At 41.4% G+C, this 26,873-nt stretch carries 20 protein-coding genes and 1 pseudogene; 12 read left to right on the top strand and 9 right to left on the bottom strand.

Going from position 1 to position 26,873, the window contains the following annotated elements:
- Window positions 1-10: 10 nt before the first annotated feature.
- The 4 genes from OCV56_RS18170 (at window position 11) to OCV56_RS18155 (ending at window position 6,592) form a co-directional block, all read left to right on the top strand.
- Entirely contained in the window at window positions 11-1,561 is a 1,551-nt protein-coding gene (locus OCV56_RS18170; RefSeq protein ID WP_086714184.1) for an ABC-F family ATP-binding cassette domain-containing protein, read from the top strand.
- Between the two features lie 37 nt (window positions 1,562-1,598).
- A complete protein-coding gene (locus tag OCV56_RS18165; RefSeq protein ID WP_390903686.1) occupies window positions 1,599-2,708 on the top strand; it encodes an MFS transporter in 1,110 nt (369 codons plus the stop codon).
- Window positions 2,709-3,165: 457 nt separating this feature from the next.
- Complete coding sequence (locus tag OCV56_RS18160; RefSeq protein ID WP_086714186.1) at window positions 3,166-5,082, top strand: TonB-dependent receptor plug domain-containing protein; 1,917 nt, start codon at window positions 3,166-3,168, stop codon at window positions 5,080-5,082.
- Window positions 5,072-6,592, top strand: a complete 1,521-nt coding sequence (locus OCV56_RS18155; protein ID WP_206192963.1) for an AbgT family transporter — start codon at window positions 5,072-5,074, stop codon at window positions 6,590-6,592. The genes OCV56_RS18160 and OCV56_RS18155 overlap by 11 nt, the downstream gene beginning before the upstream one ends.
- Window positions 6,593-6,981: 389 nt before the next feature.
- Here OCV56_RS18155 and OCV56_RS18150 read toward each other — a convergent pair whose 3' ends face one another.
- From OCV56_RS18150 to OCV56_RS26165, 4 genes are all read right to left on the bottom strand, one after another.
- Window positions 6,982-7,290: an AzlD family protein gene (locus OCV56_RS18150; protein ID WP_086714187.1), complete on the bottom strand. Its 309-nt coding sequence runs from the start codon at window positions 7,288-7,290 to the stop codon at window positions 6,982-6,984.
- Entirely contained in the window at window positions 7,287-8,018 is a 732-nt protein-coding gene (locus OCV56_RS18145; protein ID WP_086714207.1) for an AzlC family ABC transporter permease, read from the bottom strand. The genes OCV56_RS18150 and OCV56_RS18145 overlap by 4 nt, the downstream gene beginning before the upstream one ends.
- Window positions 8,019-8,302: 284 nt before the next feature.
- A complete protein-coding gene (locus OCV56_RS18140) occupies window positions 8,303-9,472 on the bottom strand; it encodes an MFS transporter (RefSeq protein ID WP_086714188.1) in 1,170 nt (389 codons plus the stop codon).
- 31 nt (window positions 9,473-9,503) lie between these two features.
- The gene (locus tag OCV56_RS26165) at window positions 9,504-9,926 is read right to left on the bottom strand and encodes an IS1-like element transposase (protein ID WP_086714189.1); all 423 of its coding nucleotides are present in this window, start codon (window positions 9,924-9,926) and stop codon (window positions 9,504-9,506) included.
- 396 nt (window positions 9,927-10,322) lie between these two features.
- Here OCV56_RS26165 and OCV56_RS18135 point away from each other — a divergent pair, with 396 nt between their 5' ends.
- Window positions 10,323-11,297, top strand: a complete 975-nt coding sequence (locus tag OCV56_RS18135) for an alpha/beta fold hydrolase (RefSeq protein WP_086714190.1) — start codon at window positions 10,323-10,325, stop codon at window positions 11,295-11,297.
- A 161-nt stretch (window positions 11,298-11,458) separates the two neighbouring features.
- On the opposite strand, the gene OCV56_RS18130 is transcribed toward OCV56_RS18135, so the two are convergent.
- Window positions 11,459-12,352 (bottom strand): LysR substrate-binding domain-containing protein, encoded by an 894-nt coding sequence (locus OCV56_RS18130; protein WP_086714191.1) that lies wholly within the window; start codon window positions 12,350-12,352, stop codon window positions 11,459-11,461.
- 210 nt (window positions 12,353-12,562) lie between these two features.
- Here OCV56_RS18130 and OCV56_RS18125 point away from each other — a divergent pair, with 210 nt between their 5' ends.
- From OCV56_RS18125 to OCV56_RS18115, 3 genes are all read left to right on the top strand, one after another.
- Window positions 12,563-13,330 carry a carbohydrate deacetylase gene (locus tag OCV56_RS18125; protein ID WP_086714192.1) on the top strand — a complete coding sequence of 256 codons (768 nt, stop codon included), beginning with the start codon at window positions 12,563-12,565 and terminating at the stop codon, window positions 13,328-13,330.
- A 108-nt stretch (window positions 13,331-13,438) separates the two neighbouring features.
- Window positions 13,439-15,286, top strand: a complete 1,848-nt coding sequence (locus OCV56_RS18120) for a hybrid-cluster NAD(P)-dependent oxidoreductase (RefSeq protein WP_086714193.1) — start codon at window positions 13,439-13,441, stop codon at window positions 15,284-15,286.
- Between the two features lie 482 nt (window positions 15,287-15,768).
- Window positions 15,769-16,518, top strand: coding sequence for a 3-oxoacyl-ACP reductase family protein (locus OCV56_RS18115; RefSeq protein WP_086714194.1), 750 nt, complete (start codon window positions 15,769-15,771; stop codon window positions 16,516-16,518).
- A gap of 607 nt (window positions 16,519-17,125) precedes the next feature.
- Here the strand turns inward: OCV56_RS18115 and OCV56_RS18110 are convergent.
- Both OCV56_RS18110 and OCV56_RS18105 read right to left on the bottom strand, forming a co-directional pair.
- Entirely contained in the window at window positions 17,126-17,833 is a 708-nt protein-coding gene (locus OCV56_RS18110) for an SDR family NAD(P)-dependent oxidoreductase (RefSeq protein ID WP_086714195.1), read from the bottom strand.
- A 168-nt stretch (window positions 17,834-18,001) separates the two neighbouring features.
- Window positions 18,002-18,973: a LysR substrate-binding domain-containing protein gene (locus tag OCV56_RS18105; protein ID WP_086714196.1), complete on the bottom strand. Its 972-nt coding sequence runs from the start codon at window positions 18,971-18,973 to the stop codon at window positions 18,002-18,004.
- A gap of 1,120 nt (window positions 18,974-20,093) precedes the next feature.
- Between OCV56_RS18105 and rarD the strand changes: the two genes are divergently transcribed.
- The 4 genes and pseudogenes from rarD to OCV56_RS18090 all read left to right on the top strand — a co-directional run bounded on the left by rarD (window position 20,094) and on the right by OCV56_RS18090 (window position 23,068).
- Window positions 20,094-21,023, top strand: coding sequence for an EamA family transporter RarD (rarD, locus tag OCV56_RS18100; RefSeq protein WP_086714197.1), 930 nt, complete (start codon window positions 20,094-20,096; stop codon window positions 21,021-21,023).
- A 98-nt stretch (window positions 21,024-21,121) separates the two neighbouring features.
- Window positions 21,122-22,152 (top strand): annotated as a pseudogene (locus tag OCV56_RS18095) (IS630 family transposase).
- Between the two features lie 359 nt (window positions 22,153-22,511).
- The gene (locus tag OCV56_RS26160) at window positions 22,512-22,673 is read left to right on the top strand and encodes a diacylglycerol kinase (RefSeq protein WP_206192964.1); all 162 of its coding nucleotides are present in this window, start codon (window positions 22,512-22,514) and stop codon (window positions 22,671-22,673) included.
- An 89-nt stretch (window positions 22,674-22,762) separates the two neighbouring features.
- Complete coding sequence (locus tag OCV56_RS18090) at window positions 22,763-23,068, top strand: IS30 family transposase (protein ID WP_158094629.1); 306 nt, start codon at window positions 22,763-22,765, stop codon at window positions 23,066-23,068.
- A 291-nt stretch (window positions 23,069-23,359) separates the two neighbouring features.
- Here OCV56_RS18090 and mrdA read toward each other — a convergent pair whose 3' ends face one another.
- Window positions 23,360-25,249 (bottom strand): penicillin-binding protein 2, encoded by a 1,890-nt coding sequence (gene mrdA, locus OCV56_RS18085; protein WP_086714199.1) that lies wholly within the window; start codon window positions 25,247-25,249, stop codon window positions 23,360-23,362.
- Window positions 25,250-25,436: 187 nt separating this feature from the next.
- Window positions 25,437-26,732 carry a dicarboxylate/amino acid:cation symporter gene (locus OCV56_RS18080; protein ID WP_086714200.1) on the bottom strand — a complete coding sequence of 432 codons (1,296 nt, stop codon included), beginning with the start codon at window positions 26,730-26,732 and terminating at the stop codon, window positions 25,437-25,439.
- Between the last annotated feature and the right edge of the window lie 141 nt (window positions 26,733-26,873).

Raw genomic sequence — 26,873 nt, 5'->3', positions numbered from 1 at the left:
GTTTAAAAACATGAGTTTATTAGTTATCAAACACCTGGGCTTTCAGGTAGAAGACAAGGTTTTATATCAAAATGCAGATTTCGCTCTCCATCGTGGTGAGCATCTTGGTGTCACCGGACCAAATGGTGCGGGTAAAAGTACCTTATTTAAGCTATTACAAGGTGAGTATCTGCCAGATCACGGTGACATATTATGGCAACCGGGTGTGAAAGTTGGTTACCTCGATCAACACCTTGAGATTGATCCCTCGCTGTCAGTATTCGACTTTATGGCGACCGCTTATACGCCTTTACTGGCTGCGGATCGTGAGCTAAAGCACCTCTATGCACAAATGTCATTAGCGGTGTCTGATACAACACTGAATCGCGCGGCAGAGCTGCAATCTCTGCTGGAACAAGAGGGCTTCTACCGCCTGACTCCTCGCGTTGAACTGGTGGCGGCAGGTCTGGGTGTTCAACTACTTGGAATGACCACACACATGAGTTGCTTGAGTGGCGGTCAGCGGCATAAAGTGATTTTGGCTAAACTGCTTCTGGAAGAGCCGGATGTGCTACTGCTAGATGAACCGACTAACTTTCTCGATACGGAGCACATGACCTGGCTCGCGGAATTTCTCAATCAGTATCCAGGTACGTTTATGGTGGTGTCGCATGACACGGCATTTCTGAATCAGATTGCCGATGGCATATGCGACATTGACCATCAACAGATCAGAAAATACAAAGGCGGCTACGCAAAAGCGATGGCGCAGAAGGAGCAAGAGACGCTCAACCAGCTTCAGCAATATCAGTCCCAACAGCAGAAAATCGACAAGCTTGAAGCCTACATAAACAAAAACGGTGCGGGAGTGAACGCCAAGATAGCCAACGGCCGCAAAAAGCAGTTAGCGAAAATTGAGCGTGTGAACAAGCCGCAGCAAAAGAGTCAGCCAGAGTTTGGGTTTTCTTATGCGCCTCTGAGTGCCCAGACGGTTCTGACTGCAACTCGGCTTGAGATTGGCTATCAACATACCTTGTTACCGGCGCTGAATCTCGATATTCAGCGCGGTGAAAAGCTGGCGATTGTTGGCTTTAACGGTTTAGGTAAGTCGACACTGCTGAAAACGCTGCTCGGTCAGCTTAATCCTCTTGCTGGGGAAATTCAGCAGGCCAACGGCATTCAGTGGGGATATTTTTCTCAGGACTTACACTGGGATTACCCGGATAGTACTCCCATGCAAGTGATGCGTGCATCGTGTCGTCAGTTGAATGACAAAAGTGCACGTCATAAGCTGGCGGAGTTTGGCATCAACGGCAGTAAATCCTTGCAACCGCTGCGCAGTTTGAGTGGCGGTGAGCAGACCAAGGTAAAGTTGTCGTGTCTGGCGGTCAGTAAATCAAACGTGTTGGTGCTCGACGAACCGACCACCCATTTGGATGTCAACGTAAAAGCGGCGTTAAAACAGGCGTTGTGTACCTACGTTGGCACGGTGATCGTGGTATCGCACGAGCCGGACTTTTTGTCCGATTGGCCGGATAAGGTGATTGATATAGCAAAGATGGAGATGAGTGATGCCAAATAAAACGTTACCCGCACTATTGTTCCTGGTTGCGTTCTTGGTGGGAGCGGATGAGCTGCTGCTTGGTCCGATTTTGCAACCTATCGGTCAGGATCTAGGCGTGCCAGCAGAACGGATCACGTTGTTTATCACGGCCTACAGCTTGGCGATTGCGTTTATCGCCCCACACTTTGGTCGCTTATCAGACCAATGGGGAAGGTTGCGAATCATGTTGCCAGCTTGTGTGTTGTTCGGTCTTTCTTCGATCGCTACTGGTTTGGTCGATCAATTCGATGTGGGTTTACTAACGCGAGTGATGACTGGCTTAGCCAGCGCTGGTATGTTGCCAATCGCGTTTGCATTGGCCGGTGATCAACCTGGTGATAAAGCGATGAAACAGATTGCTCTAGTTCAGGCAGGTCTGACTTTGGGAATGATCACCAGCCCGGCTATCGGGGCTTTTTTGACTGAGTGGCTGTCCTGGCGCGCAGCGTTTATTGTGTTAGGCGTAGCGGCCCTGATAGTGGCGGCATTGCTCGCTGTCCAGGGTGGTACGCATTATGTTAAAAACAAAACAGCTAAACCGGAACAACCTGCGATGGTGCAACTGTTACAAATTCCGGGTGCCCGCGGAGCGCTACTGACAATGGGGCTTGGTCTTGGTGGTGGGATCGGCGTCTTCAATCTGGTAGGACAGCGCTTGAGTGACGCCACTGAACTGGACATTGCACTGGTTGGCTTAACGTACGCGGTACTTGGTGGTGTGAGTGTGATGGGGAATATGGTGATGTCGCGAGCGATTCGACGCTTGGGCAGCGGCCGTGCTGTAATGCGAACTGCACTGGTGGTTTGCTTACTGTGCAGTGCCTGGGTGTTCGGTGGATCCGCAACGCATGTGTTGATGTTTTTGCCGGTGCTATTCTTCTGGTCGCTGGCCGGTGGAATCGGCTCGCCGGCGCTGCAAAACCACATTGCACAACTGTCAGATTCGCATCGTGGTACTTTGATGGCGATGGGCATGAGTATGATGCATTTGGGGGTTGCGATCTGGTCTGGTCTTGCGGGTTTTGCTTATTCACTGGGATCCATCTGGCTTGCCGTGTTGGCGGTGGGTTTGTTTTCCGCTGCGATTGCTGCCCTAAAACCAATTCCTGTCAGTGGTGCTGATTGATTGCTCTAAACCGAAGCCGTCGTTTTGGCGGCTTTGGTTGGGTTTTTGTCGCAAACAAGGGGGGGATCAGATGAGGGACTCAGTTCCACACCAGGCAGGCGTAGAACTGTGTTCGATAATTAAAAATGGATAGCTCGATAATCCTGAAGGCTTATCTGCTTGGGAGCAATTTTACGCACTAGCAACCTAATTGCATCTGAAAACCAGTACATTTGTTTGCGGAACAACCCTTTAAGCCATACATTCAAAGTATGGCAATACGGCATCACACACTTATCAATCAAAAAACAATTCAACATCATTTTAAACTATCAATAAGTCTGAATTATTATCCAAAAATATATTAAATTTCAATAGAATATAATCAAAAGAACTTTATGGTGAGTGGTATTGTCAATGAGATTTATTTTCATTATATTCTAGGCCAGTCCTCATTTAAAAACCAAGAAGTCATTACATGTTAAAACTCAAATCAAGTCATGCTGTACCGTGTCTGTTTAGCCTGACCTTTATACCCGTTTCTTTTGTTATGGCGGAATCTGCAATTGATGAAACCGTGGTTGTCACCGCAAACGCAGGTCAAAGTACAAGCCTACTAGATGCCCCTGCAACATTGACCGTGATAGACGTTCAAGAGCAGAGTAAATATCAGATGACAGGGGACGTAGGCGATCTGCTTATTGACGCACCAGGCGTTAGCGTGTCGACCCAAGCAAATGGCTCTCGTGGTGTGCGAATTCGTGGTTTAAGTAGTGACTACACGCAAGTGTTATTGAACAGCCGTCGATCTTATACCCGAGAAGCATTATGGCGTGGTAGCGACAATGCATTGAGCCTAACGCCAAGTATTGCTATCGATAATATCGAAGTGATTCGTGGCCCAATGTCCACTCTATATGGTGCCGATACCATGGGCGGTGTGGTCAATGTCATCACTCGTCAGCACAGTGGTACCGCAGAGGGTGCGATAAGCGTTGAAGGGCAATACAACCAAGGTGACAAGGGTGGTAGTGGACAAATTTATGGTCTGTATTTTTCAACCCCTATTACCGATGCTTTGGGTTATACCGTATATGGTAACTATTTAGACACCGACGAATCTTTTTATTCCGATCAGTCGAGCTTCACTAAACGTCGTGCGCAAGAAAATTACAATTTAGTGAACTCTTTTGATTATGCGCTGAACGACCAACACACGATTGACTTGGAAGTCCAACTGTCGAATGAGGATCAATCGGGGACGGCAATGTATCGTGGCCGCTCGTATGAACAAGAGCGTCAACTCCAAAGTTACACGTTAGGGTATGATTACCAATCGTATCTTGTGAGTGTCGATGCCCACCTCTACTACAGTGACTTTGATGTTAAATACGACACCCCAAGTTCAGACATCACCGAACAAAACTATGGCGGTGATGTACAAGCCGTTTTCTTTGTCGATGATCATACCGTGACAGTGGGAGCCGAGGCTCGCAATGCCGAAATCGAAAACGTCGGCATTACAGGAGGCTCTACCGATAGAACCAGTACTGCCGTTTATCTTGAAACCAACTTAGCCGTTGCCGATTCGACCATGCTGACACTCGGTGGACGTTTTGATCATGACTCCCTGTTTGACAGTGAATTTACTTATCGTGGATACATCACACAAGGTTTAACCGACAACTGGAGCTTAAAAGCCGGCGCTGGAACCGCATTCAAAGCACCGACCATGGCACAGATCTCACCGTCTTATACCGCGCCAGCCAGCGGCCCAGCTTGCCCTGATAGACCCGCGGCTTGTAACGTCTATGGCAACCAAGATCTCAAAGCAGAAACCGGCACCTTCAGTGAAATTGGCGCCTACTATGCCAACGAAGCCACCTCTGCTAACGCCACCGTATTCTATAACCGCGTTGACGACATTATTCAGCAAGTTGAAAGATCAAATGGGAGCGACGGCTACTATACGTTTATCAATGTGGATAAAGCGACGCTCAAAGGCTTAGAGTTGTATGCCGAACACCAGTTCAAGCACGTTGGATTTGACGCTTCATATACTTACCTTGATGCGACAGACGACACAAGCGGCGAACGCCTTGTCGGCACCTCTGAACATGAAGCTTCAGTAAAAGCCAATTGGTATGTCACTTACGATACCGATCTGTTTGCAAGAGCCCATTACCGCAGTGAAGTACGTGGTGAGCTCGGTAACAATGATGTCTCTGACCCATACACAACCTTTGATATTGGCATGCGTCATACCCTAATGGAGGAACTGGAACTGAAACTCGGTGTCAACAACGTGATGGATGAAGATGTATCAAGCCCTGAGACTTATACTGAAGTCATTCAAGGCCGAACGTATTACGCTGGCTTGAATTATGCTTTCTAACGTGATGCCAAATACGTTTTTTGATAAGTTAGAGCGATGGGGAAATAAACTTCCCCATCCTGTCTTCTTGTTTCTATGGTTGTCGTTGATAATCATAGTAACCTCATTCTTCACGTCCAACGCCCAAGTCTCTTACACACTGCCCGGTGGAAACATTGAACACGTCAACAACCTGTTGTCTTTAGAGGCGATAAGAACTTGGCTCGGTGGCAGCGTCAAAGAGTTCATCAGCTTCCCACCATTAGGCGTCGTCATTATTGCCACCATTGGAATTGGCTTGGCGGACTCTTCTGGCCTCATCAGTTACTCCGTTCAGCGGTTAGTCAGTAAAACCGGCAAGTGGCAGCTGACAGTAAGCATCATGATCTTGGGCATTTTATCGAATGTCGTCGGTTCTGTAGGCTATATTGTACTCATCCCTTTGGCTTGTCGAGCATACCAAGCCGCCAATCGCCCGCCGCTTGCTGGGCTTGCCACCGCATTTGCGGGGGTAGCAGGGGGAACTCACGCCACCGTATTCTTAACCACTTATGACGTTGTGATTGCAGGCATCACGACCTCTGCTGCTCAACTGATTGATCCGACTATTATCGTCAGCCCTCTGGCTAACTATTTTTTTATGAGTGCCAGCGTATTCGCTCTCGTTTTAGTAGGCTCGTTTGTTTCGATTAATATCGTTGAAAAGCGTCAAAGTCGATTCGCATGCCATTATGCTACGCCTGAACAAAGGTTCACTGACAGCTATGATTTCGATAACAACAAAGCTGCCAATAATGACAAAGCCATGTGGGCCGCAGCCGTTGTATTCGTCATGGTTGCCGTGTTTGTTGTACTTTCAACCGTCCTACCCAACGGCTGGCTAGCCCCATACGAAGGCCAACCTTTAGGACGCAGCGAAGTGATGCGTGGACTACCTATTATTATTGCCGTTACATTTGGTTTAAGTGGATTAACCTATGGCTACCTCTCTGGAAGCTTCAAGTGCGAGCGCGATCTGCTGAATGCTTGTCAAAAAAGCATGAGCCAACTTGGAGTGTTTTTACTGATCATCTTTGTTGCGTCGCAGATGATCTACCTCTTCAAGCTCAGCCAGTTGTCGGGTGTATTAGCCATGTCGATGAGTAGCTTAGTGACAGAGGTACAACTACATCCAGCAATAATTCTCTTATTGGTCGTTATTTTGTGTGCCTTTCTGAATATCTTTATGGGATCACCGATTGTTCAATGGAGCATGATAGCGCCCGTATTGATCCCTTCATTGTTCTATGTCGGCATTCCACTAGAAGTGACACAGGCGGCGTTTCGGATTGGAGACTCAGTCACCAACATTATTAGCCCACTGTTTGGCTATCTCGGGTTAATTTTAGCGGCCGCACAAGATTACGATAAGGAGGCTAAATTAGGCACCCTGATGTCATTAATGTTGCCTTTTAGCTTGGCGTTTTTGTTGGTGTGGACGACCTTACTACTAGTTTGGGTATACGTATTGCAGTGGCCGATGGGGTTATAGACTTGACTAATTCTGTGTAAATCCATTGTTATATTGATGTGGGTGATGTGGATTGTAATAACCAACTGGAAAAGCAGGGGTAGACTCACTTGCTCGAGAAGTTTCAGACAAGTATCATGTCGCTACTGTAATGGAATTGTTATGTATAGGCGATTAGATTATGAGCTTTTTTAACAAAATTATTTTATTTCTTTGACCACTCTATCTCTATTGGGTTGTAACAATAATGAACAACCGTCATACTGATCTGCACCAGTCAGACTGGTGCAGATCACTTGGTTTATATCCGTCACTTTCAGGTATTGGGTAAGCCTTGATAGCATCGAAAGATGTGACCAAGGCGCAGATGTGGTTTAGCTATTTGGGGAGTTTCGTAGTAGTGGTAATGGCTACAAAGATCGTACTGCCGCCGCGGCAATGATTCCTGCTGCGATTGCTGGTAGAGGTTTTTTGATGACGAACATGACGACAGCTGTAGAAAAGAGTGCAGCTCTAGCTCCGTTGTCACCTTCTACGGCAAGAGGTGTGAGAAGGGCGACTAATACAGAACCTGACATCGCTGTAATAAAACGTTGAACACGCTCGCTAATTGGAACAAATGACATGACATATACACCACCCCAGCGTGTAGCTAATGTGACCAATGCCATTGCAATGATTATCAATAAAGTACCACCAACATTTGTTTCAATACTCATGATTTCTTCTCCTTCCAACAAGCACCCAACACCCCACCAGAAATAGCACCAACAACAACATGGCTGTTTTCAGGTAAATACCAATATGCCAATATTGAAGATGCCGCTGCTGTGGCCCAAATAATAAAGATTCTTGAGTTTTTAGGCCCAACGACGACCATGGAAAGTAAAAAGCAGCCCATAACCATATCGAGCCCAAGCCCCACTGGATCTTGGATTACGCTGCCAAAGTAAATGCCAACCCAAGTGCCGATGATCCAAAATAACCAAAGTGCTAAACCACCGCCAACGAGCAATCCAAAACCGGGTTCCTTCCTTCCAAAGGCATGGAGTGCCATTGCCCAGTTTGCGTCCGAAGCTATCAACATCACACCATATCGTTTTGTCGGGGGGAGTTGACGTAACCAAGGATATAGCGTGGCCCCCATCAAAAGGTGGCGAGCATTGATCGCAAATACGGTAATAAGAACTGGAATAAGGGGGACTTCTGCTCCCCACATATCCAACGTAGCAAACTGTGAAGCACCTGCAAAAACAAGTGTGCTCATTAACATAGTTGGAAAAGAATCCAGTCCAGTTTGTACTGCAGCGACACCGAATGCGAAACCAAATACGATCACAAACATAGAGAGAGGCAAAAGTTGGGTGAAGCCGCTCCAGATGTCGGTACGTGTAAACTCGTGTAACTCAATCGAGGAGCGTTGAAGGTGTTGAGTGTTTTCTGTCATAGAGGTCCTAGCCAGTAGGCAAAAGAGCAGATCCATTGAAGGATCTTTGTTGTTATTTTTTAAGCCGCATGTTTAACATCAATTAGTTAGGCTTTCAAACGTTATGTCACAGATGAAAAAACATAAACGGTGGTGAAGATAGGATCTTGAAAGGGCTTTGTACGTAATTCAGGAGAAATAAACAAGCCCCTACGATCTGAACAGCTGTTTGGGGGATGGAAACTCAAAAATAATGCAGGCTTTCGTGATTAAGGCTCTAGTCACGAAAGCCGCATTTTCATAGACTAATTCACTTTTGAAAGTTTGAGATCTGAACTTTTCTTCTGGTTAAGTAAGATGCTAACTAATGCTAACATCGTAAAGACTAAGCTTGATAAAAATAGATTTTCTACGCCGAATTGAGAGATAAACCATCCCGCGATAACTGAGCCAAGAGTAATTCCTAAGTTAGAAAAAGACACAAAGAGGCTATTTGCAAATACTTTTGAATCACCTGCATTTTCCATTATCCATGTCTGGCTCACGATCAATCCTGCAGAATGCACTGCACCCCAAAACGCGACCATGCCGATCATAAAGTAGAATGAGAACCCCATGAAGTAAACAATTATGAAGGTAAGACCGAATATTATAGGGTACAGCATCACTGTTTTAAGAATATTTTTACTGAGTAGCTTACCAAAAATGAAGTTTCCAAAGATACCAAAGATACCAAACACCATCAGCATTGCACTAATCCACGTACCGTTCATATTCGTTACAGTACTTAAGTATTGAGTAATAAAACTGTACGAAGAAAACATCGCTGCAAAGATGAATATAACGGTGAATAATGACAACCACATTGATTTGCTGCGTAAGATAGTTACTTGAGAGCCGAATGACATTTTTTCCTTAACGGGAGCACTTTCCATCAAGAACATCACACTCACTAACGCAATGGCGCAAGCGGCTAAACCAAAGTAAAAGGCATAAGCGAGAGAATATTCTTCAGCAAGAAAAGCACTAATCGGAATACCAAAGACTAATCCTACGGCTACTCCACCAAAAACTTTAGCAGCGGCGTTGCTTTGTTCTTCAACTGGAACCATTGATGTGACAACCACTAAAGCGACAGAAAAGAATACAGCATGTACTAACGCCGGTAGAACGCGAAATATCATCATGGTTGTGTAATCTTGCGTCATAGCGTACACAAGGTTAGAGACAACGAATAGAGACAAAATGCCGACTAGAACATGCTTTCTATTCCATCCAGACATCATTAACGTAATAAAGGGGCCACTCACCGCGACGACAATAGCGTAGACACTGACTAATAGACCAGCTTCTTGTACATCAATATTGAAGTCTTTCATGACTTGTGGAAGGAGACCAATAATACCAAGCTCTGTCGTGATAACGCCAAAAACGGCTAAAGATAGAGCAAAGATAAACAAGCTTTGTTTTTTCATTGTTTCAACTCAAATTATTAATATGCGGTAATTACGTACCGTCGATATTGGTTGTTGTTAGAGCCCTAAGTCCAAGTGTTGGAAAAGTGGCACAAAAATGTTGTTTTTTATCCAATAAAAATGCCGTTTTCAATGTGATTGAATTCGGCAACGTATCAGAATTCGTATTATCAAAGGGTGGAGACTTTTTTCTTACCCGATGACATGTGCTTAGAACTGTGTTGTAGGCAACGTGTAAATGACGACTGGTTTCTCGCTTTCCATGGTTTTGTGCGGTCATTTCAATAATCCTATTTCGAATTCCTGGTTTGCAGGCCTCGTAACAATAATTCACTTGAAAGGTACGGCGGCAAGCAAGACAGCGAAATCGTTGATGGCCATTGGGGCCATAACCATGCTTTATGACACTGTCACTCTTATGACAGAAGCGGCAGTTGGGTTTATTCGTTGTCACATGGAACCTTAAATCTCACCAAAAGATATCTGTAGTCGTTTAAATTTAATTATCAACTTGGACAGCATAATAACGGATAAAATGAATTCAATTAAGTCTTAATGTTTATTAATAGATATTCCAATTGGGACTTAATGTGTTATTTAGAGGTATCGGTCGCCAAATCAGAAATAGAATGAAACTATTTAAGTTATTGTTTTTAATGTTTTTTATATTCAATTCTTCTTTGGTGGCTGTTGGGAGGATTAGTGCGCGAAATGAAGGCGTTACTCTAATTTGTTAAGAAATGTCCTGTTGACTGCTCTGAAACATCATGACACATTTTGCGCCCTGCTTCGGTATGCCATTAACTTTAAGTGCATATCGACTTAACACGTTATGAGATGATTTAACTTTATGAAAAAATGGAAGAAAACACTTTTAGTCGCATCGGGCATTTTACTTTCCTCAATGGCTTTTGCGGGTAATGAGCAGAGTCAAGCGGACAGTGAGTTTCCAATTCCTTCTGGTTTTGAAAGCAGCTTTAAAGAAGTTAACGGAGTGAAGCTTCATTATGTAATTGGAGGGGAAGGGCCTTTATTGGTAATGGTCCATGGCTTTGCTCAGTCATGGTACGAATGGCACCAGTTAATGCCTAAATTAGCAGAAGATTACCAAGTTATTGCTATGGATCTTCCAGGTCTTGGTTTATCTGAGCCGCTAGACTCCACTTATACAGGGCAGGACGTATCACCTTATATCCATTCTTTAGCTAAGACCTTTAGCCCGGATGATAAATTCAATGTCATAGCTCATGATATTGGTGGCTGGGTCACATATCCTATGCTAGCTCAACATCAGAATGATATTGATAAGGTCGCTCTACTGGAGACCATCGTACCAAGCGACTTAATATACACGTTCCCAGCTTATACTCCTCAGGGAGAGTCGACCGCGTGGCACTTTAGCTTTTTCTCTGCGAAAAACGAATTGGCTGAATCACTTATATCAGGCAATGAAGATAAGTTTTTTAAGCACTTCATTCTTGAGCATGCAGAGAATAAGAATGCATTTTCAGATGAACTGTTCGGTATGTATGCGGAATCTTATAAAAAACCTCAAACTCTAAACGCTGCTTTTGAGTATTACAGAGCACTTCCTGAATCTGTGATTCAAAATGACAATCTATCAGAGAATAACTTGTTGAAAATGCCGATTCTGACGATATCAGGTAATGGTCAAGGCAGTTTAGGAGCGACTCAATTTAATCAAATGAAAGAATATGCTAATGATGTTCAAGGTCATGTGTTGGAGTCATGTGGTCACTGGTTGATGGAGGAGTGTCCAGTCCAGGTTGAAGATCTAGTTATTGATTTTTTTAACAAAAAATAACTTACAAAACGAGAGCTAAGTTTTGTTGACAATGCAGTCTTGATTACTGTCGTAGATTGCCTATCATTGTTAATTCGTACCCTAGAGCCACTCTAGGGTATTTTTATATTTGAACTGCTTATAATTTGTACTCGGTTATGTAGCAATATAACGAGAACTCTTTATCCGTTGTCTATCTCAGAATGTACCCAGCGAGAAAACGCTTGGAACTTCGCTCTGGTTTCCATTCCTTTAGGGCAAACCAAATCGTAGCCTTTTCCTGATTCAATATGTGGAAATGGCGCGACTAACTTACCCGCTTGAATTAAAGGCAGCGCAAATTCTAATCGAGCAAGAAACACACCGAGTGATAATTCCGCTGCTTCCATCGCCAGTCTGTTATCACTATAGAAATCACATCGCTTTTCGCAGTCGATGCCTACACTTATCTCATCTAACCAATACTGCCACGCACTTGTATCCCCTCTATGGATAAAATTAACGTCTGATAGAGTATTGATTCCATTGTTAAGACAATGCTCCTCGGCGTAGTCAGCACTGCACACAGGTGTTCTCTTTCCAGAAAATAAACGCTCACTGTAGTGATTTGGGTATTCTCCTTTACTATAAAAAATAGCTACATCGTATGGCTCAAATTCAAAATCAGATTGGTTTTGTTTGGTTTGCAGCTTGATGCTTAAGTGTGGGTATTGCTGACGAAGTGAGGGGAGTCTCGGGATCAGCCAAGCAGAGGCGAAATAAGGTGATGTGGCTATATGTAAGCTACCAGTCAGCTCTCCGGTTTGAATGTCAGAGAGGGTGGAAAATATGGACTCAAATGATGAGTTTAAAACACTCAGAACTCTTTGCCCCTCTGGGGTGAGCTCTAGCTTTCGGGTCTTTCGAATAAACAGATTGAATTGAAGCTGTATTTCCAGTTTTTTTATTCTCTGACTGACTCCGCTTTGAGTAATAAAGAGCTCCTCTGCTGCTTGGGTAAAACTCAAGTGGCGCGCTGCAACGCTAAAAGTATGAAGAAGAGAAAGCTGTTGTTGTTGATTGGTCACTAAGTTCATGCATTACTCTAGTTAATTTATATTGAAGTTTTGTTCGTTTGTCAGAAGCTTTTAGCTATTATAGAGTAATTTTTGTAATGGGTCATGGGCGAAGTGTTAAATTTTACTCAATCAACAAACGCAAAGTTGTTGTGTGAGATGTTTAAAATAGACGTCGGGTCTTATAGATACGTTACAAGAATTGATTATTTATAAATTGGACAAGATACGATGAAACTTATATTAAACGCTGATGATTTCGGTCTGACGGAATCTGTAAACTTGGGTATCGCTGATTGTTTTCGCGCCGGGACCGTAAAATCGACCACCATAATGATGAACCAACCTGGTGTATCTCACGCGTCACAACTCTATCAGCGTGGTCTTATTCATGAAGTTGGACTGCATTTTACAGTGACATCAGGTAAATCAATATCGTCCCCTAAATTAATTCCAACACTGGTTGACGAGAATGGTCATTTTTTTGATAGAAAGGCCCTGTTTAATAAATCTGATGTGTCTTCTGATGAAGTCTTTAGAGAGTGTATGGCGCAATATCAAGCGGCTTTAGACGCGGGATTTAATATTAATCATATCGATAGCCACCATTTTGCTGGTGCCTACCGTCCTCTTAAGATAGGTTTCACGCAGGCAGCGAATGAAATAGGTCTTCCAGTTAGGCGTATTGATAGCTTTATACAGGGTCAAAGTTTACTGTCGGTTCCTACCCCAGATGCGTTTGATATGGGCTTTCATGCTGAAGGTGTCAATATTGAATACCTCAAAGCAGTATTGCTGGCTTATCAAGACAGCATGCCTAACAGTACGATTGAATTAATGTGCCACCCAGCAAGGACGCTAACTGAAGAGCTAGAGGAAATCTCTAGCTATGCTCATGCTCGTGTTGAAGAGTGGAAGATTTTAACCAGCGATGAGTTTTCTCTCTGGCTAAGAAAAAATGGTATTGAATGCGTTGGTTTCGATGCGCTTCATGCTTAAGTCCGCGAGGTAATCTTCGTAGCGACAAGATAAACCATCTGCCTTGTTAGGTCGTTAAAACAGTTCCTTTCGGTTCAATAAGTCAACACAATAATAAAGGGTGACATTGTGGTAAATCCTACCGTACTTTCCCAAGTTAATATCTATCCAGTCAAATCCATTGGCGGGCTTTCTCTCTCTTCTTCATGGGTCGAAAAGCAAGGCCTTGTTTTTGATCGTCGCTTTATGTTGGCGTTAACTGGTGATGATGTCTCCGCCTCGGCTAAATACCCAACCATGGTGACGGCGCGCCAGTATCCAAATATGGTGAAGGTGAGTTCTAGTCTAATGCCAACCGGTGTCATTTTTTCTTACCCTGGGCTGGCGGCACTAAAATTACACTACTCTACCTTCAAAATGCAGGCGACAGATGCCAGTGTTTGGAGGGACAGCTTTTCAGCCTACACAACAACCGATGAAGCGAATGACTGGTTTAGCCAAGTAATTGGGAAGCGAGTTGAGTTACTGTTTACTGGCGAGCAATCTAAGCGTGTGAAAGAAAATCTTGGTCATAATGTGAGCTTTGCCGACGGATTTCCTGTTTTGCTTATTAGCTCTGGCTCATTAGCGGAGCTAAATAGACGCAGCAGCGAAGTTCACACCATGGAACAGTTTCGTACCAACCTGGTGGTGCAATCAGACGAACCTTTTATCGAAGACTCATGGAAGCGTATCAAAATAGGTGATGTCGAATTTGAAATTGTAGAGCCGTGTGAGCGGTGCATTTTAACGACACTTGATCTGGAAAATGGAGAGTTTAGGAACAGTAAAGAGCCATTGACGACCTTTTCGCGCTTTAGAGCCAACGAGCAAGGCAAAATATTTTTCGGGCAAAACCTTGTAGCGAAAAACGAAGGTGTTGTCTCCATCAATGATGCTATCGAAGTACTTGAGTATAAATCCAAGGAGTTTTATGAAGATCTCGATGCCAAAAAACAAGAGTTGATTTGCGTTGAAAGAGAATCAGTGGCAAGAAGTTTCGAGACATTTTGGTTTGAGCCCAAAAGCGGCATGGTGCCTGAGTATAAAGCGGGGCAACATCTTCCTATTGAGCTCATGATTAATGGCAAACTGACCAAACGAATGTATACGCTGTCATCTAGCCCCTCTCGGCCAGAGCGTTTGTCTATTTCAGTGAAGCGGGTCAATGGTGGTGAAGTCTCCAATTGGTTATTCAACCACTTACAAGTTGGCAATACCATTATTGCGGATCAACCCAAAGGCACTTTCCATATTGCCAACGAATCGAATGAGCCGCTGTTGCTGCTTTCTGCCGGTAGCGGTGTGACACCCATGATCTCCATACTTCGGTACTTGACTGACCAACGGGACACTCGTGATATTGCATTTTATCATCAATGTTTGACTGAAGCGGATATTCCATTCATGGAAGAGCTCCTTATGCTAGAAAAACAACACGTCAATGTCACTGTGACTCTAGCCCTTAGCGAGCCATCAACTGATTGGCTTGGCGAAAAGGGGCATTTTAGTCGTACTCATTTAAATCAAATTTCAGAGTTTCACAAACGACAAGTTTTTGTATGTGGTCCTGGTGGTTTCATGGAGAGTGTAAAGCACTTGATGATAGAGAGTGGGCTGCCTGAAGAACAGTACCACCAAGAGACATTTGGTGTTGCAAGAGTGATCGACGAGAGCCATAAGATGGTCCAAATCAACCTTGATGGAGTCGTATTTGAAGGAAGCAACCAGCGCACCGTTCTGGAGCAAGCTGAAGCTGCAGGGCTTTCCATTTCGAATAACTGCAGAGCTGGTTTCTGCGGCGCCTGCAAAGTCACGGTGAAATCAGGAGAGGTTTACCAGCCGGATGCCCCAGGAATTGAAGACAGTGATAAGGCGAAAGGAATGGCCCTAGCTTGCTGCGCGATACCTAAGACAAATGTAAATATTGTTAGCTAGTATGTAGGTTTTATGATGATTGAGGCCACTATCAAAGTTTGATAGTGGCCTCAATATCGTTGATCTAACTAAAAACAATGACACCTAAAATATCTGATTTACTCTTATTTTAGGTAGAATGTAAGGCGTTTTTATCTAGATAAAAATGATCGCTCCTTTCCTAATGCTCTTATCTAAGTAGCTAGCTCGAGTCACAGGAGCACCCCGTTACTGATAAAATCAGTAGGGCGACGATTAAAGGTGAGCGATAAATCGAATGACTCGAACTTGGATGTTAATTCTAGTAACTTGGGCAAAATTGCTTAACTTCGCTACGATAACCAAGTGACAAACTTCTATAAGCTGACTTTGTATTTACAATTAGTTCCTGTAGGGACTTTTTGATTTTAACTTTAAGGACTTAATAATTGAGATTTAATCGGTTATGATGCAGACATTAAAAAGATGATTCACATTGACTACTTTTAATTAAGGCAAACATAATGAACAACTTAAATAGATTTAAAGGTAAGGTTGCATTTATCCAAGGCGGCAGTCGCGGTATTGGTGCTGCGATTGTTGAGAGATTGGCTTTAGAGGGCGCGTCTGTTGCTTTTACGTTTGTGTCATCCCAGGGTAAAGCAAAAGACCTTGCTGATAGCTTAATTTCAAAAGGTGGTAAAGTTATCGCGATAAAAGCGGATAGCACGAAGCCGGAAGATATCAGAAATGCAATCAGTGAAACCATCAAGCAACTTGGTAAGATTGATGTTGTCGTAAACAATTCAGGTACGCTTATCTGGGATAATATAGAAAATTTGACGATGGATGATTGGGACAAGACCATCAATACTAACGTACGAAGTGTATTTGTAGCTATTCATGAAGCCTCGAAGCATATGAATAATCATGGCAGAATAATTAATATCAGTAGTACTAATGCTCAGCGTATTCCTTTTGCTGGCGGTTCTATATATGGAATGAGCAAGTCTGCACTAACCGGATTGGCCAAAGGTCTCTCTCGCGATCTCGGCCCTAGAGGTATTACGGTCAACAACATTTTACCTGGTCCGGTCGATACTGACTTAAACCCAGACAATGGCGATACTTCAGAGCCTGTAAAAGCTATCGGTGCACTTGGTCGTTATGGTCAAGTGGAGGAGATTGCTAGCTTAGTAGCATTCGTCGCTAGCTCAGAAGCGGGTTACATCACTGGTGCTGATTTGATGATCGACGGTGGCTTTTCCGCTTAATAAAAATATGTGGTCGAGTAACTCGTTACTATCAGTCTAACTTCATGTAATCATCAATACGTGATGAGTAAATATAAGTATGATGATTGGCCTATTTCATAGGTCAGTCATTTAGAAGCTATTGGTTTTAATCTGCTCCAGTAGGAGAGACCCCCGCATTAATCGATACCTTACTTTAGAGTTTTTCGAGGATGGTGGTGGCTCTTTGTCCAGTTTCTAGTTCTTCTGCCCATTCGATTAGCTGCCGTTTGAGCTTGGCAGCATCTGCTGCTAGCTCCTCGCTCTTGCTGATTAGTTTAGAGTCTTCCTTCGAATTCTTTCACCAAGCGTCGATTTGATATTCATGTAAATAAAGCTGTCTTGTTGCCACAGCCCTTCTCACTTTCTCTGCTAGTTTTGTTGCATCTCCTTTTAATTTAAGGATTCTAGTTTCCTTAGACGTCGTTGTTTAAGTCGTTAGTGATCACTTAATTCAGTGTCTAGGAATATTGGTGTAGACCTCCCAGGTTACTCTAACTTTTTATAGTCGAACGATGGCCGTTATAGACCACTACAGTGATGTTAAGTATGGTATTAAAGGTGTTAGAGTTTCTCTGAACGTTCTTTATTACTCTAAGTCTATGATACGACAGCGTATGGAGAGTGTGCTTACGGCTGCCGCAGAAGATAAGCTTCGAATAAAATCGAGTGCTTTTGTTAAATCTTGAGTTTCAATTTTTAATTTATTATCAATTCGACCATCGTTAGTCATGTCTGTGTTTACGACACTTGGGCATAAACAACAAACTTTTACACCAAATGGGAGAAGCTCATGATAGAGCGACTCGCTATAACTGACAATGGCCGCTTTTGAAGCTGCATAAGCGGCTATTTTGGGGACTGGCGTCAAACCTGCAGTGGAACCGATGTTATATATTTCTCCAAACCTTTGTTTTTTCATTTGTTCTGCAACGATATTACAAGCAGTGATGGTAGACAGTAGGTTTACATTCATTAATTCAGAAAGTTTGACTAAAGGTAGTTTAGTGTTGCCTGCTGCCAAAATACCAGCGCTATTGACCATGACCTCAATGTTTTTATTTTTTTTGATGATTGATGTGATTGTTGCTTCTACCTCGGACGGGACGTTGAAATCGATAGGCACTACTTCTACGTTGCACGATGGAAAGAGTGTGTTTATTTCTACTTTTGCCTGTTCAAGATTCAGCTTATTCAAGGACATTAAAATTAAAGAGTATCCTTCCTGAGCGAAATAGTGAGAAATTTTTTTCCCGATACCGCGGCTAGATCCTGTAATTATGGCAACTTTAGTCATGGTGAGCTCCTAATTTAACGTATGAGACGTTGTTGAAGTAACGTATCTAAGATTTTCTTGAATACGAACATATTTCATAAAAAATAGATAGTAGTGCAAACTTTTGCATATAATAAACAGTTGGAGGTTATGTGTCACATTCTTAATGACTTGAGAGGGTAATGGTTGTTACTTATAAGTATGTAGAGGGACAGTCTTAAACCAATCTATTATTTCCGACTTAGTCATATGCTTGGTTTGTTCAATCACTACTTTTGTGAGGTGTGGTGCAAGCTTTTCGATAAAATCATACATGTATGTCTGCAAATACACGTTTTTACCAAAACAAAGCCATGCGTAACAATCGGGAAAAAATCCTTCTAATGAGCGTACGGTAAAAGAATCATCTATTGAGTGGGCAGCAACTGACGCTATGATACCAATACCGACCCCTTTACTGACATATTCTTTTATTACCTCTACATCCATTGCTGTGACAATATAATCTGGGGTTAGGCCTAGTTGAGAAAACGTATTGTCTATAGCGATTCGCCCTGTTGATTTTAATTCATAGCTAATGAGTTTTTCTTTTGCTATTTGTTCAAGGGTTAATGTGTGTGTCTTTGATAGTGGATGTTCAGAAGGGATAATTAAGCTCAATGACCACTTGTAAACTGGGAGTACCGTTAGGCCTGTCATCTCTTCAATATCCTGAGCCACAATCGCAATATCACCGGGTCCAGCCGGCAAGGAATTATTAAGATGACTTGGTTCGATTGTCGACATGTGCAGAGACACATTTGGGTAGCTTGTCAGTAAGTAACGGACGCTTTTAGGTAGTATGAAATTTGCAATGGCGTTAGTTGTAAAGATATTGAGTTTCCCTTTTTTTGGGGATGTAACTTCGGATGAAATAGCCTTGATTCTATCCTCAATCTCTAAGATTTTAATGGCTTCGTTTAGGATTTCCTTACCGACATTTGTAGGACCAGATAAGTGTTTACCTTGTCGATCAAAAATTTTCACGCCCAGTTCATCCTCTAAAAGTGAAACTTGTTTACTGATACCGGGCTGAGACGTATATAGCTGATGTGATGTAAGAGATATGTTATACCCATTTTTTTTTATTTCATTAATGTAACGAAGTTGCTGTAGTTTCATTTTCTGCTCCTTGTTATATATGGTTTTATAGCGTGAACTCTAGCTGAAGGGGTGTATTAATTAAAAAATAGGTATTAGGCGCAACGCCACTGTAAATTTTTTTAAAAGTAAAATTAAGTTAAAAAATAAAAGTGTCTTTTTATAAATCATTCACTTAATTTAAAGTTAAAACCAGGAAAAAATATTCAACTTTAAGGCGTCATCTTTTTCAGTCATCATTAATCATTTTTTCTTGTTAGTTGGAAGTGTAACTTCTGTTCTAGATAATCTATTGTGAGCTCTGATTACTTTGTATAATGTAAAAGATATTTCTATTGTTTGATATTTTTTAAACATTTTTCATGATGTTAAGTCATCTCGCTACGTAATAAAATTGGGAGCTGAATTGTAATGGTATATACCGTTTTCCTTGAGGAATGTGTCATATTTCCTCCCATTTGGCAAGGCGGTTTTTATGTAAAATTAAAATACTATCTAATTTTTTTTGTACCACTTCTCTACCAGGGTACTTCAGTTTAAAATATAACAAATCAATATAAAACAGGTGCTTAGGTTGGGTGTACTTGTCTGACTTTGTTATTAATGATTAAGTCCCGCGGGGACTGTGTGTTTATTTCTATGTGGTCTTAATTGACGGTTAGATTTGAACTATGATGCCTGCTCTTTAAACAATTCTTTGAAATAAAAGATAAATGGTAGTAAGGGTACTAGTAATGATTTTATGGGAGTGAGAATGAAAGTGGTAACCGAAAAAATATCTAGACAAATTTGTAATGAAAATTTTTCTTATAACTCTGTGTTGATATTTTAAATTGGTTTTAATAAAAATTGCTAATTTAAATAAGGTATTAAAAAATATAAGCCAGGTTGGTTTTTTATTTGCAATGCATTGCGTGAATGGTTTATATACCTATAGATTTAATGGGTGAGAATCAGTCAGTCAGTCACTCATTTATTAATTTAATTAAGATGAATTGGCATGCGTGGACTATTTAGATTTTCTAAGTGGCAATTATTTTTAATGTTTTAGTTCGTTCGATTGATAACGATCCAATAAAACAATAAATTAAAAAACTAGTATTTTCTTGAACGCAGCGCCGTAAAAAAGGCCATATTAATCATGACGTGTTTCTATTTTTCATTAAAGTGCCACATTAAAACCTTGCCAGCAGAAACCAAAGGTATTATAGCATCTATTCTTTGTTCATTTTTGTTTGCATTCATACCTGTATATGTCCAGTTTCAACCACCACTGCCCCCAAGTGAGATTACAGGGGGGGAAAGCCATTGGTTAGCAGTGCAGCGTATACTGTGGAGTACAATGTTGCTCTGCTTATTATTATTTATCTCCAAAAGAACTCACCTACTACTGCAAGCTTTAAAGGTGTGGAAAATGTGGCCCAAATACTGTGTTTCAGCACTTTTGGTTGCACCGCAATACTGGTTGTTTGTTTGGGCGCCTGTGAATGGAGAGACTTTGTCTCTTGCATTAGGCTATTTTACGATGCCAATCGTAATGGTTTTAATTGGTCGATTGGTATATCGAGAAACGTTGTCTTTTTATCAAAAGCTAGCGTGTTATCTCGCACTGTCGGGTACGCTTTATACGTATGCTTTATCCGACGGAATCTCTTGGGTGGTACTAGTGATAGCTTTGGGTTACCCAGCTTATTTTATGCACCGAAAAACAATACCATTAGCTACCGATATTGGATTGGCTGTAGATCACCTATTCCTTATGCCATTGGCTTTGTTCGGTTTTTTCTTGCTCTATCCATTAGACTTTTCTTTATCTCTTTCTGTCGGTAATTATGCATATTATGCTGGCTTAGGTATCGTATCTGTAATACCTATGCTTTGCTATCTGTACGCTTACTCTAAATTGTCAGTTTCTGTCTTTGGGTTGCTTGGTTACGTTGAGCCTGCTTTTATTTTTGTTGTTGGGTTATTGATTGGTGACGCTATTACAGTACAAGAAATACCAACTTATTTGTTGATTACGTTATCACTGTTCGCACTCGTATTAGATGGGATTAAAAGGTTTAGGTAAACTAGATTAGTAAAATTTGGGTACGAGTTAATAAGATCTATACCCGTGATCATTGAAGATGCTTGATTTTAGCCAAAATGAGGATCATGCTAGGTGACATGAAAATAACTCTATCCAATGAACAAAAGCTTACGCTGATTAACCAACATGATACAACTCGTGATGATCGAGTTCGCGACCGTATCAAAGCTGTTATTCATGCCAGTAACGGGTGGAGTCCTGAAGAAATTGCCGATGCACTACTTATCCATGAAACAACGGTTAGACAGCATCTCAAAGATTACTCGCTATCGAACAAGCTCAAGCCTGAAAACGGTGGCTCAAAAAGCTACCTATCTCAGCAGCAAACCCAAAGTTTAATCACACACCTAACCGTGCACACCTATCATCATACGCGTGAGATTGTTGCTCATGTTTTCACAGTTTATCGAGTGCAATATAGTGTTGCAGGGATGAACAAGTGGCTTCACCAAAATGGTTTCAGCTACAAGATGCCCAAAGGCGTACCTCATAAATTCGATGAAACCAAACAGAAAGCTTTTATTGAGGCTTATGAAGCGCTCAAAGCAAGCTGTAGTAAAGATGAATCGATTTTATTCATTGATGCCGTCCATCCTACTCAAGCAACCAAAATATCACATGGTTGGATACGAACAGGGCATGATAAAGCCGTTGAAACAACGGGAAGTCGAAGTCGTCTCAACCTCATTGGTGCTTTGAATCTTAACGACATTGGCGGCACTATTATTAATGATTACGAGACCATAAACAGTGAAAGCATCGTTCGATTTTTCTGCCAAATTAGAGAACGTTATCCATTGGAACACAAGCTCCACATTATCTTAGATGGTGCGGGGTACCATCGTAGTGATTTAGTCAGAAATGCTGCTTTTGTCTTGAATATTAAGCTTCACTACCTTCCACCTTATAGTCCAAATCTAAATCCAATCGAGCGGCTTTGGAAGGTGATGAACGAATATTCAAGGAACAACGTTTATTTAAAAACTAAACGGGAATTCAGAGAAGCAATCGAGAATTTTGCACCGTGACTCTTCCAGAGATCGCAAGCTCTTTGACGTCTCGAATAAATGATAATTTTCAGGTGTTCAAGCCAGCATCTTCAAGTTGATTGGGTATAGTACCTGGTTACTCAACGACTAACCGAAGCTGTTTGATGATTGGTTTCATAATAAAAATTCGAAATAGGTGAACTAATTGATATCAAACAATAAGATTTGAATTAGTGGCTGGTTTATTATCTATTTAACTTATTTAAGGGAATATATGAGATTAGATAAGGGGGCTCTAGGTTTAAACCGATTCGAAAAATTAGGAGAGAACTTAGAGGTGTCTTGCTTTCCTTATGGATTTTTCCGTCGCTTACAAATTAGCACTTTTTATCATATTGATGATTGGGTTTTTCTATTTCAGTCAATGGTTAGATTTTAGTTTGGTATTCATTGCGACCGTATTAGTCCAGTATCAGAAATGTTTAATACCGCCATAGAAGCACTATGTGACTTTGTTGAATTAAATCAAAATATTAAAATAGGTCGAATCAAAGATGTTTCTTCTGCCGCAGTAGGTGTAAGTATATTTGTATGGTTTATAATAATCGAAGTATGTCGAGTTTTTTCTAGAGTTGTTTGATTGACATGGGCAATAACGTTTCACTCGATAGATTTTTAATTTTCAGAATTTACATTATCGCGGTTGAGTGTTTAAGAATAATAATGTGCATGATAACAAGAATAGGTTCTTGCCTGACCGCCGATAACGGTAGTGAGTTTGCGAACCACAAAGAGATAGCAACAGCATTAGACGCTGAATTTAACTTTGCTCATCTATGCGGTTCATTGGAGCGTGGATCCAATGAAAATACAAATGGACTCCTTTGTCAGTATGTTCCGAAAGGGAAAAACATAAGAGAAGTTGGCGATGATGTTATCTTGCTTGCTATAGCGAGGATTAACTATAGGCCGGAGAAGTGTTTGGGTTTTAAGCAACTTGCGGTTATATTCAAAGAAATTTGCATGGCTGCTTAAATGGCGAAGTGTCGCACTTAGGACTTGAATACGGGCTATTATTTTTGTCATAAAAACTAATGCCCTAATTCATGTAGCCCCCTAACTACTAAAATCAGATTTCTGCTAAGGGGGTATTTACACTTGTCGGTACAAAAATCTCAAATATTTGTTGTTCCACCCTGCTTATCGGTGGAGGAACGTTCGTACTAAGAGAAAGTAACATCGATACATATTGAAAGATAGTAAATAGCTTTTCGTTATTTCTACAGCTATAGACTATTAACAACTTATCACTATCACTATCACTATCTATTGAACATCATTCTTCTGATTGTCGAAAGCGAAATCTAATAACTTTCTTATGTAAGGCGCACCTACTTTAGAGCCGCCATTACCATTTTCAATTACGACCGTTGCGATATACTGTGGGTACTCGTACGGTGCAAATGCAGTATATAGCGCTTGGTCATGTAAGCTCCTCGCAAGTTTTTTAGAGTTATAAACCTGGCCTTTCGCAAGATTGAAGACTTGTGCAGTTCCGGATTTACCACCACTTATATATTCTACATGCTTGAAAGCATTTCTAGCGCTACCACGGCTACCATGGTTTACCAGACGCATTGCGTTAAGTGGAATATCCCAAACTTTATTTGACACTTCCTTCATGACTCTTATCGGTGCCTGTACAATTATCTTTTGTGTACTAAAACTTTCTCCATGGTTTAACGTTGCTTTAAGTAAATGTGGAGCTGTAACCTGGCCACGATTAACCAAGATGGATGTAGCTTTCGCAAGCTGAAGAGGAGTGGAGGTCCAGTAACCTTGACCAATTCCTACTGGAATAGTGTCTCCTTGATACCATGGGATACGATAACGATCCAGTTTCCATTCTCGAGTCGGGAGGTTAGCGGTACTTTCTTCATAAAGGTCGATTCCTGTCGGTTCACCAAAACCAAACCGTTTCATCCAAGAAGATATTCGGTCTATACCTAAATCAAATGCTGTTTGGTAAAAGAATGAATTGACTGATTCTTCTATAGCTTCGGTAACGTTTACTGGACCGTGCCCCCACCTGTTCCAGTCTCGCCACACTTTCGAGTTTGGTGCAGATCCCGGGATTTTCCATTCACCATGATTATCGCGAATCGTGTTGTTAGAAATTACACGTTCTTGCAAACCAGCGATGGCCATAAAAGGTTTTATTGTTGAAGCTGGAGGGTAAACGCCTAATGTAGCTCGGTTAATCAATGGACGGGCAGGGTCATCTAATAATTTTTGGTAGTTTTTATTAGATATCCCATCGACAAAAAGATTTGGGTCATAGCTAGGAGCTGATGCCATCGCTAATACGCTGTTGTCTTTTGAGTCTAGTAGGATGGCACTACCTGTATGCGGAGCTAGTTGATGAAATAAGTAATTTTGTAGTTCCAAGTCGATGTTTAGAACGATATCTTTACCTGGTAATGCCGGTATGTATTTAATTGTTCTAACGATGCGGCCTTGGCTCGTGACTTCTACTTCTCTGTACCCTTTTTTACCGTGAAGTAAATGTTCATAATATAGTTCGACACCAAGTTTCCCAATCACTTTAGTTGCTTGATAGTTAGCCACTACACCTTTTTTATCCAGTTTTATCAATTCGTTATTGTTAATCCTTCCCACATAACCTAACACATGAGTAAGGACTTCACCATGAGGATAAAAGCGTTTTTTTCTGGCTTCGATAGATAAACCGGGAAATTGATATTTACGAACCGAAAACTTCGCGACCTCTGTTTCATTCATGTTTTCTAAGAGCGTCACCGATTCAAAGGAACGTTTGTTGTTTAAGCGGTGTTTGAAGTTATTGATTTTTTTTGTATCTAGGACTATGAATTTGCTAAGCCTTTGTAGCATCAATTCTACATCAACTGTTTGCTCTGGAATCAATGTCAAAGTATATGTGATCTTATTTTCGGCAAGTAAAGAACCGTTTCGATCATATATTAATCCACGTGTAGGAGCAATAGGAAGTAATTTTATTCTGTTACCATCAGCTAATGCTTTATAACGTTCAAAATTTATCACTTGGAGCCTGTATAAATTCCCAATTAAGATTAAAGTGAGAAAGATTATTCCAGAATATACAACAATTATTCTGGTCCTGAAAATACTAATTTCTCTTTTATGATCACGAAGCTTTATTTTTTTATTATTCATATCAAACTCGACCTTCTATATATTAGAGGCTTTTATATTATGTATGAAACATGTAATTTTTCATTGGTTTGAAGTTATGTTTTATTTTATAGGATGCACTCGTTTATATAGATTGAATTTAAACTTAGTTTTTAGAAGCCTGATATTATTACCAGGCTTTTTTTTTGGAAATAGAACGAGGAATGATTTAGGAGTTATTTCGTATTGGGTGTTCAGTTAAACCTGCCGTTGGATCATTGAAACGAGCTTCGTCTAATGCTCCTTCAGATTTTGCGACAATAATTGTTACTGCGCTGTCGCCTGTAATATTTACCGCTGTACGAATCATATCCAGAAGGCGGTCAACGCCCATAATTAGCGCTATTCCTTCTAAAGGTAAACCTACTTGATTTAATACCATTGCTAACATGACCAACCCAACACCAGGAACGCCGGCTGTACCAATAGATGCTAGTGTAGCAGTCATGATTACCATTAGATAATCGCCCATTGTTAAATCAATATTAAACGCTTGAGCTATAAATGCAGTAGCAACGCCCTGCATTATTGCAGTACCGTCCATGTTTACAGTTGCACCTAAAGGTATTGTAAAGGAAGATACTCGGTTTGCTACGCCCATGCGGTGTTTTGCAGTTTCCATTGTTACCGGAATAGTGGCATTAGATGATGCTGTCGAAAAAGCAAACATGATCGCATCTTCCATTTTTCGCAGAAACAAAACAGGATTCAAACCTGTAAAGCCTTTTAACATTAAGCCATACGTTACAAGACCATGTAAAATTAAGGTTCCGGCTAGAACTAAAAAGTATTCAGCAAGATTGAGTATTGCGCCAATACCCAAGCCACTGAACAGTTTTGCCATCAAGAAAAATACACCATATGGCGCTAGATTCATCAGTAAAGCAACCAACTTCATTATTACTTCATTTAAGTTGGAAAATAATTCAGCAATTTGTTTGCCAGGTTGGCCTGAAATGCTAATGGCTATGCCAAACAGGACTGCAAATACGATAACTTGCAGTGTATTACCCTCAGCCATGGCGCTTATTGGGTTAGTTGGAAACATGTCGATGATCACTTGGCCTAAAGACGGCGCTTCTACCGATTTAAATGAACTAGCAGCTGTGAGATCGGCACCGGATCCCGGTTCAAACAATACGCCCATTGTAAGTGCGAGTGTAATCGCGATAGCAGTTGTTGCTACATAGAAAACTAAGGTTTTCCCTCCCATTCTTCCTAATGTAGATATGTCTTTTAAGGAACTAGTACCACAAACGAGTGAAACAAATACTAGTGGTACAACTAACATTTTTAAACTAGCAACGAAGATTTGCCCCCCGACTTCGAATAGTCCATTTACAATATAGGAATCAATAAACTCGTTATAGGAAAAAAATGTGCGAATTATAAATCCTGTCAAGACGCCTATAACCATCCCTGATATTACACGGCCGGTTAAAGACATCTGCTTGTTAGTTTTCATGAAGATACTCCATTATGTTGAAATCATTTAAAAATGGTTGAGAATACAGTAGGTGGAAATACATGCTCAGTTGTGGACTTGGTGAGAACCACTACTAAAAATTTTAACAAATAAACTATAAAATCAGGTATTTACTTTCAG

Origin of the sequence: Vibrio gigantis (genome assembly GCF_024347515.1) — a bacterium.
In the GTDB taxonomy this organism is placed as follows: domain Bacteria; phylum Pseudomonadota; class Gammaproteobacteria; order Enterobacterales; family Vibrionaceae; genus Vibrio; species Vibrio gigantis.
The sequence above is the reverse complement of the archived record's forward strand: the minus strand, read 5'-3'. Positions and strand labels throughout refer to the sequence as shown.